Raw genomic sequence first — 13,882 nt, 5'->3', positions numbered from 1 at the left:
ATCGCCGCCATTCGGCGTGAAGGTTGTCAGCAATCTGTAGCCCATCATCTGATGGGCTTTTTTCTCCGCCAACAACCTGATCCTTCGCGCTTTTTCTGCGTAAAAGCTATAATGCACTAAAATGGTGCAGACTGTCAGGAGACTGCTGTATGGCAACAGGCACGCCGCCCGATGCTGGGCAGATCCTCAATTCGCTTATCAACAGCATCTTGCTGGTCGACGATGAGCTGGCGGTACACTACGCCAACCCGGCTGCTCAACAGTTGCTCGCTCAAAGCTCACGCAAACTGTTTGGTACGCCGCTTCCTGAACTCCTGAGCTATTTCTCCTTAAATCTTGAACTCATGCGCGAGAGTTTAGAGGCGGGACAAGGTTTTACGGATAACGAAGTGACGCTGGTGATTGACGGGCGTTCGCATATTCTTTCCGTCACCGCGCAGCGTATGCCGGACGGCCAGATTTTACTGGAGATGGCGCCGATGGATAATCAGCGCCGTCTGAGCCAGGAGCAGCTTCAGCACGCTCAGCAGGTCGCCGCACGCGATCTGGTACGTGGGCTGGCCCATGAGATAAAAAACCCGCTCGGCGGCTTACGCGGCGCGGCGCAACTGTTGAGTAAAGCCCTGCCTGACCCGGCGCTGCTGGAATACACCAAAGTGATCATTGAGCAGGCCGACAGGCTGCGTAACCTGGTCGACCGGTTGTTAGGTCCGCAGATGCCAGGCACCCATGTCACGGAGAGTATTCATAAGGTGGCGGAGCGTGTGGTAGCGCTGGTGTCGATGGAGCTACCGGATAACGTCACGCTGATCCGCGATTACGACCCCAGCCTGCCGGAGTTGCCGCACGACCCGGAGCAGATCGAACAGGTGCTGTTGAATATTGTTCGCAACGCATTACAGGCGCTGGGACCGGAGGGCGGAGAGATCGTGCTGCGCACCCGTACCGCCTTCCAGCTTACGCTGCACGGCGAGCGCTACCGTCTTGCGGCGCGTATTGACGTGGAAGACAACGGGCCGGGGATCCCTTCCCATTTACAGGACACGTTGTTTTATCCGATGGTCAGCGGTCGCGAAGGCGGCACCGGGCTGGGCTTATCCATCGCCCGCAATTTGATCGATCAACATTCCGGCAAAATTGAATTTACCAGTTGGCCAGGGCACACCGAGTTTTCGGTTTATCTGCCTATCAGGAAATAAGGTGACGTTTATGCAACGAGGAATAGTCTGGGTAGTCGATGACGATAGTTCCATCCGTTGGGTGCTTGAACGTGCTCTCGCTGGGGCGGGTCTGAGTTGCACCACATTTGAAAACGGTAACGATGTACTGAACGCACTGGCGAGTAAAACGCCGGATGTATTGTTGTCCGACATTCGGATGCCTGGCATGGACGGGCTGGCGTTGTTAAAGCAGATCAAGCAGCGCCATCCAATGCTTCCGGTCATCATAATGACTGCGCATTCTGATCTGGATGCCGCCGTCAGCGCCTATCAGCAGGGCGCGTTTGATTACCTGCCAAAACCGTTTGATATCGACGAGGCCGTCGCGCTGGTTGAGCGCGCCATCAGCCATTATCAGGAACAGCAGCAGCCGCGCAATATTCAGATCAACGGCCCCACCACCGATATCATCGGCGAAGCGCCCGCCATGCAGGACGTGTTCCGCATTATCGGGCGGCTGTCCCGTTCTTCTATCAGCGTGCTGATTAATGGTGAGTCCGGAACCGGTAAAGAACTGGTCGCCCACGCGCTGCATCGCCATAGCCCACGGGCGAAAGCGCCGTTTATCGCGCTGAACATGGCGGCGATCCCAAAGGACCTGATTGAATCCGAGCTGTTTGGTCATGAAAAAGGGGCGTTTACCGGCGCGAACACCATTCGTCAGGGTCGCTTTGAGCAGGCCGATGGCGGTACGCTATTTCTTGATGAGATCGGCGATATGCCGCTGGATGTGCAGACACGCTTGCTGCGCGTGCTGGCTGACGGTCAGTTTTACCGCGTAGGCGGCTATGCGCCGGTGAAGGTGGATGTGCGAATCATCGCCGCCACGCACCAGAACCTCGAACAGCGGGTACAGGAAGGTAAATTTCGTGAAGACCTGTTCCACCGTTTGAACGTGATACGCGTTCATCTGCCGCCGCTGCGCGAACGGCGGGAGGACATTCCACGACTCGCCCGCCACTTCCTTCAGGTCGCGGCGCGTGAACTTGGCGTTGAAGCTAAACTGCTGCACCCGGAAACCGAAGCCGCGCTGACGCGTCTGGCGTGGCCGGGCAACGTTCGACAACTGGAAAATACCTGCCGTTGGTTAACGGTGATGGCGGCAGGTCAGGAGGTGTTGATCCAGGACCTGCCAGGCGAGCTGTTTGAAGCGACAGTGCCAGACAGCCCTTCCCACTTGCAGCCAGACAGTTGGGCGACCCTGCTGGCGCAGTGGGCGGATCGGGCGCTGCGTTCCGGTCATCAAAACCTGCTGTCTGAAGCGCAGCCGGAAATGGAGCGCACCCTGCTGACAACTGCGTTACGCCACACCCAGGGGCATAAGCAGGAAGCCGCGCGACTGCTCGGCTGGGGTCGAAATACCCTGACGCGGAAGTTAAAAGAGCTGGGAATGGAGTAAGCGTCGGCGCGCGCGTGTAAAGATTAATAATTGAGCGCAAATTGCCGTTATTTTGCGCTTTACTGTTCCGATGAGTTGAGTATGATCGTGCCCGGCAAACGGGGGACACATTATGCTGGAATCGATTATAAATCTGCTATCAAGCGGAGCGGTCGACAGCCATACGCCACAAACTGCGGTCGCCGCAGTACTGTGCGCGGCGCTGGTTGGGCTGTTCAGCTAACGGAGTGCCGGATAACGCTTACGCTTATCCGGCTAACTCTTTACTGTTCGGCTTAAATCACCCGCGAGAATTGCTGCATCCGCGCTTTCTGACGTAGATAAGCATCGAAGCACATGCAAATGTTGCGAATCAGCAAACGGCCTTTCGCCGTCACCTTAATCCCTTTCGCATTCACATCCACCAACCCATCTTTCGCCAACGGCGCCAGCAGTTTCAGATCTTCCGCGAAGTAGTCGGCGACATTGAGATCCCATTGCTGTTCAACGGCAGAATAGTCGAGACGGAAATTGCAAATCAGCGACTTGATGACATCACGACGAATACAGTCGTCACGCGTCAGGGCTATGCCGCGCCACAGCGCATTTCCCTGTTCATCCACGTGCTGATAATAGTGCTTAAGCTCTTTCTGGTTCTGCGCATAGCAGTCGCCAATCATACTGATGGCGGAAACGCCCATCCCCAACAGGTCAGTATCGCCCTGGGTGGTGTAGCCCTGGAAATTACGATGCAAAACGCCTTCACGCTGGGCAATCGCCAGCTCATCGTCCGGACGGGCAAAGTGATCCATGCCAATGAACTGATAGCCGCTCTCTGTCAGCGAGGCGATGGTCTGCTGGAGAATATCCAGCTTCTGCTGAGCACTCGGCAGATCCGCGTCTTTAATCTTACGCTGGGCGGCAAACAGCGTCGGCAGATGCGCGTAGTTAAAGACGCTCAGCCGATCCGGATTCAGTTCCGCCACCCGCTTCAGAGTAAAAGCGAAGCTTTCCGGCGTTTGTTTCGGCAAACCATAAATCAGGTCAATATTGGTGGAGGTAAAACCGATTTCACGGGCATGGTGAAGCAGCGCAAAGATAAACTCTTCGTCCTGTTCGCGGTTGACCAGACGCTGCACCTCTTTATTGAAGTCCTGCACCCCCATGCTCAGACGGTTAAAGCCTTCCGCACGTAAATGATCGAGCACATCCAGTTCAATTTCGCGCGGATCAACTTCGATCGAGATTTCCGCATCGGCGTTGAAATGGAAATTATCGCGCAGCAGAGTCATTAAGCGGCTGATTTGCGCTTTATTCAGATAGGTTGGCGTACCGCCGCCCCAGTGCAGTTGGCTAACCTGCCGACCAGCAAACAAGGGCGCGCGGTGCAGAATTTCCTGTTCCAGGGCATCCAGATACTGATCGGCTTTGTGCTGCTGGCGGGTGACAATCTTATTGCAACCGCAGAAGTAACAGAGTTTGTGGCAAAACGGAATGTGGACGTACAGCGAGAGCGGACGCTCAGGATAACGCGCAACGGCCTGCAAGAATGCCTGCTCATCAAACGCTTCAGAAAACTCGAGCGCGGTCGGGTACGAGGTATATCGTGGCCCGGAATAGTTATATTTCTGGATCAGGGCCAGATCCCAGTCTATTTGTTGTTCAGACATGCTCACTCCTTCCGATGGCGTCTCTGGCGGGTACGGCGTACCGGCCTCACTCCATTGCGAGTGATAAGCCGGTTGCGCAGCCACTTTTGTCGCCGCGACAACCGTTGTAGTTTAACGAATAACCACACCAGATAACATATAACCGGAAGGGTTATAAGCAGGACGGGAAGGCCCACGGTGTAAACCGTCAGTTACCCCCGCGAAGCAGGCGCATCATATCTTCCTGCTGCTCGTCTTCTTCCTCTTCTTCGTCATCATCGTAGGAGAGGCCCAGCTTCTGCATCAGTTCGTCGATGCGATCCAGTTTGGCATCCACCCAGCTCTGATCTTCGGCGCTCAGGGTTTCGCCAGCTTCCAGACGTTCTAACAGCGCATCCAGGCGCTCATCCGTTTCCAGTAAATCCAACTCAGCCTGCGGTGAAAGCATAGGTTTCTCGCTCTTCGGTTTGTGCTGTTTGGTGACTTTTTCCGTCACGCCCAATGGAATGGGGGTTTTACTGCCAATACGTGGATCTTTTGCTTTTTTCTGGTTTTTTGCGCCCGTCGCCGCGTCGCCACCCGTCGCACGACTACCCGCCGCGTGACCACGGTGTTTTTTCTGGCGCTTGCGGTCGCGAGCTTCCTGATTCAGCTCTTCGCGGGTTTTACGGCGCGCCTTTGCAGGCCCTTTGCCGCGTGGTGTAGATGTGGATTTCATAGTGATTCGTCTTTGGCTGTTTTATTCAGTATACATTTGCGCCGGAATCTAGCAGAAATAAAGAAAAAAGGCGACAGATTGCTCTGTCGCCTTTTAACCTGACTCACAACCCTTAACGGGTTCTACATTCCGTGTCGGCTCTCAACGCACCCTGTTTTTCCTTCAGCCTGGAACGTTCCGTGTCTTTTCCATTTCCGTAATCTCAACGTCTCCGGACGTCTGTCTTCCTGACAATCCTGTGTCTTCGCCTCCTGGCGCTCCTGACCCTCATCCTGAGTCGTTTATCCTTCCAGCGTCCTCGCTATAAGTAATACTCTACTCTTTTGACGAAAACAGACAAGCCATCGGGCGTGTAATACAGACATTTTCAGATTATTACACAACGTTAATAGATTGATTTAGCTAATTTAATTGATTTTCAGCCCTGCAATTATGCCTAAATTTCGTATAAGAATTGTCGGCAATGTCTCACAAAGCACAGGGTTTTTGCTTACAGACGTCGCGCGCCGAAAAATCCGTCTTTTGCTGCCGTTCAGGTATAATCGCCGCAAAGCTTTGACTGACGGAGACGACCGCTTTGATTAACTTGAATTATCAACAGACGCATTTTGTGATGAGTGCGCCTGATATTCGCCATTTACCTTCCGACACCGGAATTGAAGTGGCTTTTGCTGGCCGTTCTAACGCAGGCAAATCCAGTGCGCTGAATACGCTGACCAATCAAAAAAGCCTGGCGCGGACATCAAAAACGCCTGGCCGTACCCAGCTTATTAACCTGTTTGAAGTGGTCGACGGTAAACGCCTCGTTGACCTGCCTGGCTATGGCTACGCCGAAGTACCAGAGGAAATGAAGCGTAAATGGCAGCGCGCGCTGGGTGAGTATCTTGAAAAACGTCAGAGCCTGCAGGGTCTGGTTGTGCTAATGGACATTCGCCATCCGCTGAAAGATCTCGATCAGCAAATGATTCAATGGGCGGTTGAAAGCAATATCCAGGTACTGGTTCTGCTGACCAAAGCGGACAAACTGGCAAGCGGCGCGCGTAAGGCGCAGTTAAATAAAGTACGCGAAGCAGTGCTGGCTTTTAATGGCGATGTACAGGTTGAAGCGTTTTCGTCGCTGAAGAAACAGGGCGTGGATAAGTTGCGGCAGAAACTGGACAGTTGGTTTAGCGATTTGGCGCCGGTAGAAGACGTACAGGACGAAGCGTAAGTTTCGTCATGCCGGATAGCGGCGTGAATGCCTTATCCGGCCTACGGACTCATCTTTATAGCAGAAAGAACGCAATAAAAAACGCCCCAGTCAGAAACTGACTGGGGCGGCTAAAATATTCAGCCAAATCCGATTACGTGAAGTAAAAGGTCTGAAAGATAGAACATCTTACCTCTGTACCCTACGCGAATAACTTTACTCTTTTTTAAGCAGCTCAGAAAGCACTTTTTGTAATTTTTTTTCATTCTTTACATAAGGAATTCCAATACTCATCACAAAATGCTTCCGCTTATGTTGCTTACTTACGAAAAAGGTGAGTTATTCCGCGTCCTCTTAGTGCGCCTGATCCCAGTTTTCACCGCTACCGACTTCCACCAGCAACGGTACGTCAATGCGCGTACAGTTTTCCATCAATTGGTGGATCTGCTTCGACACAGCATCCAGGTCGTCTTTATGCACTTCGAACACCAGTTCATCGTGCACCTGCATGATCATGCGAACGCGCGGCTGCTCGCTTTCCAGCCAGGCATCAACGGCAATCATCGCACGCTTGATGATATCGGCGGCGGTGCCCTGCATCGGGGCGTTGATCGCCGCACGCTCAGCACCTGCGCGGCGCGCGCCGTTGCTGGACTTAATATCCGGCAGATAGAGACGGCGGCCCTCCAGCGTTTCAACGTAGCCCTGCTCTTTCGCCTGGGCACGCGTACGCTCCATATACTCCAGAACGCCAGGATAACGCTCGAAGTAGAGATCCATATACTTCTGCGCTTCCTTGCGCGGAATGTTGAGCTGGCGCGCCAGACCAAAGGCGCTCATGCCGTAGATCAGGCCAAAGTTGATCGCTTTCGCGCTGCGACGCTGTTCATTCGTCACGGTGTCCAGCGGCAGGCCAAACACTTCCGCCGCGGTGGCGCGGTGGATATCTTTGCCTTCCGCAAACGCGGTCAGCAGCCCTTTGTCACGCGACAGATGCGCCATAATGCGCAGTTCAATCTGCGAATAGTCGGCAGACACAATAACGTAGTCCTTCGGCGGGATGAACGCCTGACGGATACGACGTCCTTCTTCGTTACGTACCGGAATATTTTGCAGGTTCGGGTCGGTGGACGATAAACGCCCGGTTGCGGTGACGGCCTGATGATACGACGTATGTACGCGCCCGGTTTTCGGGTTAATCATTAACGGCAGTTTGTCAGTGTAGGTCGATTTCAGCTTCGCCAGGCCACGATACTCCAGTATCACCTTCGGCAGTGGGTAATCCAGCGCCAGCTCTTCCAGCACTTCTTCCGACGTTGACGGCGCGCCTCCTGGGGTTTTCTTCAACGGCTTGATCCCCTGTTTTTCAAACAGGATGGTTTGCAGTTGTTTGGTTGAAGAAAGATTAAACGCTTCTCCTGCGATGTCGTGCGCTTTCTGCTCCAGCTCCGCCAGACGCAGCGTAATCTCTTCTGAATGCTTGTGCAGAACCGCCGGGTCGATCATCACACCGTTGCGCTCAACGCGGGAAAGCACCGGCACCAGCGGCATTTCGATGTTTTCAAAAACGTTCAGCGGTCCTTTATGCTGCTGAAGTTCTGGCCACATTTTCAGATGCAGTTGTAACGTGACGTCCGCATCTTCTGCCGCGTAGCGCCCCGCCTCTTCCAGGGCAATCTGGTTAAAGGTCAGCTGATTTTTGCCTTTGCCAGCAATCTCTTCGAAGGTGATGGTTTTGTGTTTCAGCCAGCGATCGGAGAGGCTGTCCATATCGTGACGTCCGGCCACGCTGTTCAGGATGTAGGACTCCAGCATGGTATCAAAGGCAATGCCGCGCAGTTCGATGCCATAGTTCGCCAGAATGCCGCGATCGTATTTCAGGTTTTGCCCAACCTTGCGGACATTTTCGTCTTCCAGCAGCGGCTTGAGCAGTTCCAGCGCGCGGTCACGGGCGATCTGATCCGGCGCATCCAGATAATCATGCGCAACCGGAACATACGCCGCCACGCCGGGTTCAATAGCAAACGACAGTCCCACCAGGTTGGCGGTGAGGTTATCAAGGCTGTCCGTTTCAGTATCAAAAGCGAACACAGGCGCTTTTTTCAACTTCGCGATCCACGTTTTCAGCGTCGCTTCATCAAGGATGGTGACGTAGTTGTCATAAGAGAGCGCGGCGGCAGGCACGTCAGCGGCTTCATCAATCACAATCGTCTCTTGCGGTTTAGCCGCAGGCTTCGCGCCCTTCGCTTGCAGCCATTTTCCAGCCTCGACATCGGCGGTCCAGCGTTTGAACTCGTATTTGCGGAACAGGCCCAGCAGCTCATCGGCAATCGGCTGCTGTACAGCCAGTTGTTCACAGGTCAGTTCCAGTTCGACGTCGGTTTTAATGGTTGCCAGCTGGTAAGAGAGATAAGCAACTTCTTTATTTTGCTCAAGTTTACCCGCCATCGTTTTCGCCCCGCGAAAGGTCAGTCCGGCGATTTTCTCCGGCTCGGCATAGAGAGTATCAAGTCCTCCCAGCCCCTGGAGCAGCGCCTGGGCGGTCTTCTCGCCGACCCCCGGTACGCCCGGTATGTTGTCCGAGGAATCGCCCATCAGCGCCAGAAAGTCGATGATAAGCTCTGGCGGTACGCCATATTTATTGACCACTTCCTCCGGGCCCAGAATCGTGTTGGTCATGGTGTTGATCAGCGTAATATTGGGCGTAACCAGCTGCGCCATATCTTTATCACCGGTGCTGATCAGCACCGGACGGCCCACCTTCTCGGCCTCGCGCGCGAGGGTGCCGATCACATCGTCCGCTTCCACGCCCGATACAGCCAATAATGGCAGGCCCATCGCTTTCACCATCGCGTGCAGCGGCTCGATTTGCGCACGCAGGTCATCCGGCATCGGTGGGCGATGCGATTTGTAATGCTCGAATAACTCGTCACGGAAGGTTTTGCCTTTAGCATCAAACACCACTGCGGCATGCGTTGGCTGATACTGCAGGATCAGGCTGCGCAGCATGTTGAGGACGCCATACATCGCGCCTGTCGGCTCCCCCGCGCTGTTGGTCAGCGGCGGGAACGCATGGTATGCGCGATAAAGATAAGAGGAGCCATCTACAAGGATAAGTGGGTTTTCTGGGATCTGAACCATAATGTCCGTGCCTGTTTATCAGATTATGGGTAAAGGATGCCACAGACGGGATGAAAACATCAGTTTTTCGCCGCATTTGTAGGAATTCTTTTGTCGATCTTCGGGATCGCTCGCAACATTATCTGTGGATAACTTTGTGCATAATTAGTTTTCTTCGATTTAATTTCAAATGCATATTTTTGCGATAACTCATTTTACATATTACTTTCAATAGGTTATAAATTTATCCAGGAATTTTCCTCACCTTTTCAGTGAAATATGAAATGTGGATAGATAAGCCGTCTTTTTTGAATCAGCGAAGAACCGTCATTTGGATCGTTTTCTGATAAAATCAGCCACCTTGCGCATTTAAGCGCACTGTTTATGGCTAATCCTTTGAATACATTATTGATGACGAGATTGCTCGCTTCGCTGACGTTATTGCTGAGCATCGTACTGACCATTTTAGTCACTATTATCTGCTCTGTGCCGATCATCGTTGCTGGAATCGTAAAGCTTCTGCTCCCCGTCCCCAGCGTTTGGCGCAGGGTCTCCCTGTTTTGTAATTTTATGATGTACTGCTGGTGCGAAGGGCTGGCGCTGCTGCTACATCTGAATCCCTGGCTGAAATGGGATGTGGAAGGTCTGGAAGGGCTGAGCAAGAAAAACTGGTATCTGCTGGTTTGTAATCACCATAGCTGGGCAGATATCGTGGTACTTTGCGTACTCTTTCGTAAACACATTCCCATGAATAAGTACTTTCTCAAGCAGCAGTTAGCATGGGTACCTTTTATTGGCCTCGCCTGCTGGGCGCTGGATATGCCGTTTATGAAGCGTTATTCGCGCGCTTATTTGCTGCGCCACCCGGAGCGGCGCGGTAAAGACGTGGAAACGACCCGCCGCTCGTGCGAGAAATTTCGTGCGCATCCGACAACCATCGTAAATTTTGTCGAAGGTTCCCGCTTTACTGAAGAAAAGCGCCAGCAAACCCGTTCACCGTATAAGAATCTGCTGGCGCCTAAAGCCGCGGGGATCGCAATGGCGCTAAACGTGCTGGGCGCCCAGTTCGACAAATTGCTTAATGTCACATTGTGCTACCCGGAGAATGACCAGACGCCCTTCTACGACATGTTGAGAGGTAAGCTGACGCGCATTGTGGTTCGCGTGGATATGCAGCCCGTTACCCGGCAACTGCACGGGGACTACGTTAACGATAAAGACTTTAAGCGCCATTTCCAGCGCTGGCTGAATACGCTGTGGAGTGAAAAAGACGCCCAAATAGAGGCAATAAAAGCTGAAAATAATAAAGCCGGTCAGTGACCGGCTTTATTATTATTTTTTGCTGACCAGATATTTCACGGTATCTGCGTACTGCTGTACAAAGATATCCATGCTGCTGGTGTCCATCCCCTGCGGATTCACCTGATATTTGCCGTTAACAAACATCGCCGGAACGCCACTCAGTTCCAGGTCGGCCGCCGCTTTTTCCTGCTGTGCGACCAGTGATTTCACCACAAAGCTGTTCCACGCCGCGTCGTAGTCTTCACCCTTAACGCCAGCATCAACGAACACTTTACGAATATCCGCTACGCTTTGTACTGTCTGGTTTTTCTGTACCGCTTCGAACATCGGCACGGTTACTTTATCTTCCACACCCAGCGCCATCGCTACGGCCCACGCCTGGGTCAGATCTTTACCCAACGGGCCGAGGAATTCGACGTGGTATTTGGTCATTTTGACGCCTTCCGGCAGTTTTTTCTTCACGTTATCAGAAACATGAAGCACTTCTTCGAACTGGTAGCAGTGTGGGCAATAAAAAGAGAAGAATTCCAGCACCTGCGGTTCACCGGCAACGGGCTTTTCCAGTGTGGAGTACTGCTTGCCATCCTGGAATTGCGCTGCCGATGCGCTAAAAGCTAAAACCATACCAGCCAGCGCCAGCCAAATCTTTTTCATGATTGCGTCTCCGATTAATACATAGGTGTTAATTGTAATGGGGGTTCGTGCAGGATTTTAGTCTGCTCGATGAACGTCGCGGTCTGACGCTGCCAGTAATCTTCCCCGGTTAACCACGGGAAATTCTTAGGAAAGGCAGGATCGTCCCAACGACGCATCAGCCAGGCCAGATAATAAACTAAACGCATCGCGCGTAAAGGCTCTATTAGCCCGATTTCAGCCGGATTAAATTCACTAAATTCTTCATACGCTTCGATAATCGCTTCCAGCTGCATGCGCTGTTCCGCTTTGTCTCCATTCAGAAGCATCCAGAGATCCTGTATAGCCGGACCATTACGGGAATCATCTAAATCCACAAACAGAGGCCCATCGCGCCAGAGAATGTTCCCGGCATGACAGTCGCCATGCAGTCGCAGCATGTCAAACGATGTATGCCAGCGATCCGTCACCGCTGCGATCAGCGCATCGGTCGCTTTCAGGAAGGCCGCTTTCTGTCCGGAGGGAATAAGTACGGCATGCTCAAACAGTTTGCGCGGTTCAGTGAGGTATTCTTCCAGACCGATGGTGGGGCGGAACGTAAAAGGCTGACGTCGTCCGGTACGGTGCATACGCCCAAGATAGCGGCCAACTGACTCCATCTGATCGATATTATCCGCTTCAAACTGTCGGCCGCCTACGCTCGGGAAGATGGCGAAGTGGAATCCCTGATGATGCAACAGCGTCTGGCCATCAAAGGCCAGCGGTGCGGCCACCGGGACATCATCATTCACCAGTTCCTGCGCAAAATGATGCTCTTCCAGGATCTGTTCAACGGACCAGCGCTCAGGGCGATAGAATTTCACAACAAAACGCTGGCGATCTTCATCCTGAAACTGATAGACGCGGTTTTCGTAGCTGTTCAGCGGGGTCAGTCCGGAATCCACCCGGATCCCCTGTTCAAACAGCGCATCCATGATGGTATCCGGGTGTAATGTCTGGAAAGTAAAAGCGTTATCGTTCATCCCATCATCCGGAAAATGCTTTGAATGATTCAGGATATCATTTCATGACGGTTTCGGTTGCGCCGCTTACAAGCTTTTACTCTTTAATTACGCCGCGTGCGCGCAGCAGCGCCGTTTTGAAATCTTCCTCGTAGTCTTTCTGAATCCCGGGAATAACGGCGTCTTTGGCAGAGTCGCGCATTTTCAGGTGATAGATCAGAATGTCGTCAGTTAAATCCGCCAGCTCGCCGTCAAAACCTGACTCTTTGGCCAGTTTCTGCAAAAATTGCAGCAGGTTCAGGTCTGGCTCCTTTTGCCAGGCAGGCTGGAGGAGTTCAATAACTTCATTCAGACGTTTACATTTCATGGTAGTGCTCCTTACTCTTGAGACAGACACGTTAGCAGGGTCAATCCCACAATAAAAGAGGCGATATCAGTGAATGAGGATAGTGCAATAACAGGGGTTGTGCTGGCGGGCGGAAAAGCCAGGCGAATGGGCGGAATAGATAAGGGGTTACTTGAACTGCAAGGGAAGCCGCTGTGGAAACACGTTGCCGATACGCTCTTATCGCAACTGGATAGTGTGATGGTGAACGCAAACCGCCATCTTGATCGCTATCGCGCCGGTGGGCTGAAGGTTATCACCGATTCACTGGAGGATTACCCTGGTCCGCTCGCCGGTATGCTTTCCGTTTTTCAGCAGGCGGAAGGCGACTGGTTTCTGTTTTGCCCGTGCGACACGCCGTTTATTCCTGATGATTTGGTCGCTCGCTTGCGACATCAGCGACACAATGCGCCAGTGGTATGGGTTCACGATGGCGAGCGGGATCATCCTACCATCGCGCTGGTAAACCGCTCGGTTCAGCCATTTTTGCAGCAGTATTTGTGCTCTGGTGAGCGCCGGGTAATGGTTTTTATGCGCCAGGCAGGCGGACATGCCGTTGATTTCAGCGATTGCAAAGAAGCTTTCGTAAACGTGAATACACTTGAGGAACTTGCCAGATGGCAGGACAAACCATAATCCCTTTACTGGCGATAGCTGCATGGAGTGGAACCGGAAAAACCACGCTGTTAAAAAAGCTGATTCCAGCGCTTTGCGCCAGCGGCGTCCGTCCGGGTTTGATCAAGCATACCCATCATAATATGGACGTGGATAAGCCAGGCAAAGACAGTTATGAACTGCGTAAAGCAGGAGCCATGCAAACCCTGGTCGCCAGCCAGCAGCGTTGGGCTCTGATGACTGAAACGCCAGAAGAAACAGAGTTGGATTTAGCGTATCTGGCAAATCAGATGGATGCTTCTAAGCTGGACCTGGTGCTGGTAGAAGGGTTCAAGCATGAAACAGTGGCGAAGATCCTATTATTCCGCCAGGAATGCGGTCACGGGGTGGATGAACTGGCTGTAGACGAGCATGTCATTGCGATTGCCAGTGATGTGCCGCTTGACGTGAGCGTACCCGTTCTGGATATAAATGATATACCGCAGATCGCCACCTTTGTTTTGGACTGGCTGAAGGGGTATTCCTCGCCGTCGCCCGAATAAGGCAAAGCCGCCATCCCGTGCCGGATGGCGCTGCGCTGAGATGGCCTGTACCAGAAACGCAAAAAGCCCATCCGTCAGGATGGGCTTTTCACTTGTTTGATGCCTGGCAGTTCCCTACTCTCGCATGGGG

General features: G+C 52.9%; 14 protein-coding genes and 1 pseudogene. 7 read left to right on the top strand and 8 right to left on the bottom strand.

What is annotated here, in order from left to right; all coding sequences use genetic code 11:
* The first annotated feature begins 149 nt into the window (after positions 1–149).
* From glnL to OGY07_RS01315, 3 genes are all read left to right on the top strand, one after another.
* On the top strand, positions 150–1,199 hold the full coding sequence (gene glnL, locus OGY07_RS01325; RefSeq protein WP_042292424.1) for a nitrogen regulation protein NR(II): 1,050 nt from the start codon (positions 150–152) through the stop codon (positions 1,197–1,199).
* Between the two features lie 10 nt (positions 1,200–1,209).
* Complete coding sequence (gene glnG / locus OGY07_RS01320) at positions 1,210–2,619, top strand: nitrogen regulation protein NR(I) (protein ID WP_042292676.1); 1,410 nt, start codon at positions 1,210–1,212, stop codon at positions 2,617–2,619.
* A 112-nt stretch (positions 2,620–2,731) separates the two neighbouring features.
* Complete coding sequence (locus tag OGY07_RS01315) at positions 2,732–2,842, top strand: YshB family small membrane protein (RefSeq protein WP_090050632.1); 111 nt, start codon at positions 2,732–2,734, stop codon at positions 2,840–2,842.
* 52 nt (positions 2,843–2,894) lie between these two features.
* Here OGY07_RS01315 and hemN read toward each other — a convergent pair whose 3' ends face one another.
* The 3 genes and pseudogenes from hemN to OGY07_RS23325 form a co-directional block, all read right to left on the bottom strand.
* Positions 2,895–4,268, bottom strand: coding sequence for an oxygen-independent coproporphyrinogen III oxidase (gene hemN, locus OGY07_RS01310; protein WP_200035892.1), 1,374 nt, complete (start codon positions 4,266–4,268; stop codon positions 2,895–2,897).
* A 187-nt stretch (positions 4,269–4,455) separates the two neighbouring features.
* On the bottom strand, positions 4,456–4,965 hold the full coding sequence (gene yihI / locus OGY07_RS01305) for a Der GTPase-activating protein YihI (protein WP_042292418.1): 510 nt from the start codon (positions 4,963–4,965) through the stop codon (positions 4,456–4,458).
* Positions 4,966–5,077: 112 nt separating this feature from the next.
* Positions 5,078–5,330 (bottom strand): annotated as a pseudogene (locus OGY07_RS23325) (hypothetical protein).
* A 212-nt stretch (positions 5,331–5,542) separates the two neighbouring features.
* Here OGY07_RS23325 and yihA point away from each other — a divergent pair.
* On the top strand, positions 5,543–6,175 hold the full coding sequence (gene yihA, locus OGY07_RS01300) for a ribosome biogenesis GTP-binding protein YihA/YsxC (protein WP_042292415.1): 633 nt from the start codon (positions 5,543–5,545) through the stop codon (positions 6,173–6,175).
* A 119-nt stretch (positions 6,176–6,294) separates the two neighbouring features.
* Here yihA and spfP read toward each other — a convergent pair whose 3' ends face one another.
* Both spfP and polA read right to left on the bottom strand, forming a co-directional pair.
* Entirely contained in the window at positions 6,295–6,342 is a 48-nt protein-coding gene (spfP, locus tag OGY07_RS23425; RefSeq protein WP_071892919.1) for a small protein SpfP, read from the bottom strand.
* 166 nt (positions 6,343–6,508) lie between these two features.
* On the bottom strand, positions 6,509–9,295 hold the full coding sequence (gene polA / locus OGY07_RS01295; RefSeq protein WP_286598223.1) for a DNA polymerase I: 2,787 nt from the start codon (positions 9,293–9,295) through the stop codon (positions 6,509–6,511).
* 363 nt (positions 9,296–9,658) lie between these two features.
* On the opposite strand from polA, the gene yihG reads away from it, so the two are divergent.
* Entirely contained in the window at positions 9,659–10,594 is a 936-nt protein-coding gene (gene yihG, locus OGY07_RS01290) for a 1-acylglycerol-3-phosphate O-acyltransferase, YihG family (protein WP_205613100.1), read from the top strand.
* 12 nt (positions 10,595–10,606) lie between these two features.
* On the opposite strand, the gene dsbA is transcribed toward yihG, so the two are convergent.
* The 3 genes from dsbA to OGY07_RS01275 form a co-directional block, all read right to left on the bottom strand.
* Entirely contained in the window at positions 10,607–11,230 is a 624-nt protein-coding gene (dsbA, locus tag OGY07_RS01285) for a thiol:disulfide interchange protein DsbA (protein ID WP_042292408.1), read from the bottom strand.
* Positions 11,231–11,244: 14 nt separating this feature from the next.
* Positions 11,245–12,231 (bottom strand): serine/threonine protein kinase, encoded by a 987-nt coding sequence (locus OGY07_RS01280; protein ID WP_199957744.1) that lies wholly within the window; start codon positions 12,229–12,231, stop codon positions 11,245–11,247.
* A 76-nt stretch (positions 12,232–12,307) separates the two neighbouring features.
* On the bottom strand, positions 12,308–12,577 hold the full coding sequence (locus OGY07_RS01275) for a YihD family protein (protein ID WP_012133952.1): 270 nt from the start codon (positions 12,575–12,577) through the stop codon (positions 12,308–12,310).
* Positions 12,578–12,646: 69 nt separating this feature from the next.
* On the opposite strand from OGY07_RS01275, the gene mobA reads away from it, so the two are divergent.
* On the top strand, positions 12,647–13,231 hold the full coding sequence (gene mobA, locus OGY07_RS01270; RefSeq protein WP_181822245.1) for a molybdenum cofactor guanylyltransferase MobA: 585 nt from the start codon (positions 12,647–12,649) through the stop codon (positions 13,229–13,231).
* Positions 13,213–13,752 carry a molybdopterin-guanine dinucleotide biosynthesis protein MobB gene (gene mobB / locus OGY07_RS01265; RefSeq protein WP_286598212.1) on the top strand — a complete coding sequence of 180 codons (540 nt, stop codon included), beginning with the start codon at positions 13,213–13,215 and terminating at the stop codon, positions 13,750–13,752. Before mobA ends, mobB begins: the two co-directional genes overlap by 19 nt.
* Positions 13,753–13,882: the final 130 nt, after the last annotated feature.

The sequence above is a fragment of the Citrobacter sp. Cs237 genome, assembly GCF_030332325.1.
GTDB lineage: Bacteria > Pseudomonadota > Gammaproteobacteria > Enterobacterales > Enterobacteriaceae > Citrobacter_A > Citrobacter_A sedlakii.
This window is presented reverse-complemented; position numbering and strand designations above follow the sequence as displayed.

Excerpts from the sequence above, each read along its gene's own strand:
- glnL (WP_042292424.1), top strand. The coding sequence starts at position 150 with ATGGCAACAGGCACGCCGCCCGATGCTGGGCAGATCCTCAATTCGCTT.
- glnG (WP_042292676.1), top strand. The coding sequence starts at position 1,210 with ATGCAACGAGGAATAGTCTGGGTAGTCGATGACGATAGTTCCATCCGT.
- OGY07_RS01315 (WP_090050632.1), top strand. The coding sequence starts at position 2,732 with ATGCTGGAATCGATTATAAATCTGCTATCAAGCGGAGCGGTCGACAGC.
- hemN (WP_200035892.1), bottom strand. The coding sequence starts at position 4,268 with ATGTCTGAACAACAAATAGACTGGGATCTGGCCCTGATCCAGAAATAT.
- yihI (WP_042292418.1), bottom strand. The coding sequence starts at position 4,965 with ATGAAATCCACATCTACACCACGCGGCAAAGGGCCTGCAAAGGCGCGC.
- polA (WP_286598223.1), bottom strand. The coding sequence starts at position 9,295 with ATGGTTCAGATCCCAGAAAACCCACTTATCCTTGTAGATGGCTCCTCT.
- yihG (WP_205613100.1), top strand. The coding sequence starts at position 9,659 with ATGGCTAATCCTTTGAATACATTATTGATGACGAGATTGCTCGCTTCG.
- dsbA (WP_042292408.1), bottom strand. The coding sequence starts at position 11,230 with ATGAAAAAGATTTGGCTGGCGCTGGCTGGTATGGTTTTAGCTTTTAGC.
- OGY07_RS01280 (WP_199957744.1), bottom strand. The coding sequence starts at position 12,231 with ATGAACGATAACGCTTTTACTTTCCAGACATTACACCCGGATACCATC.
- OGY07_RS01275 (WP_012133952.1), bottom strand. The coding sequence starts at position 12,577 with ATGAAATGTAAACGTCTGAATGAAGTTATTGAACTCCTCCAGCCTGCC.
- mobB (WP_286598212.1), top strand. The coding sequence starts at position 13,213 with ATGGCAGGACAAACCATAATCCCTTTACTGGCGATAGCTGCATGGAGT.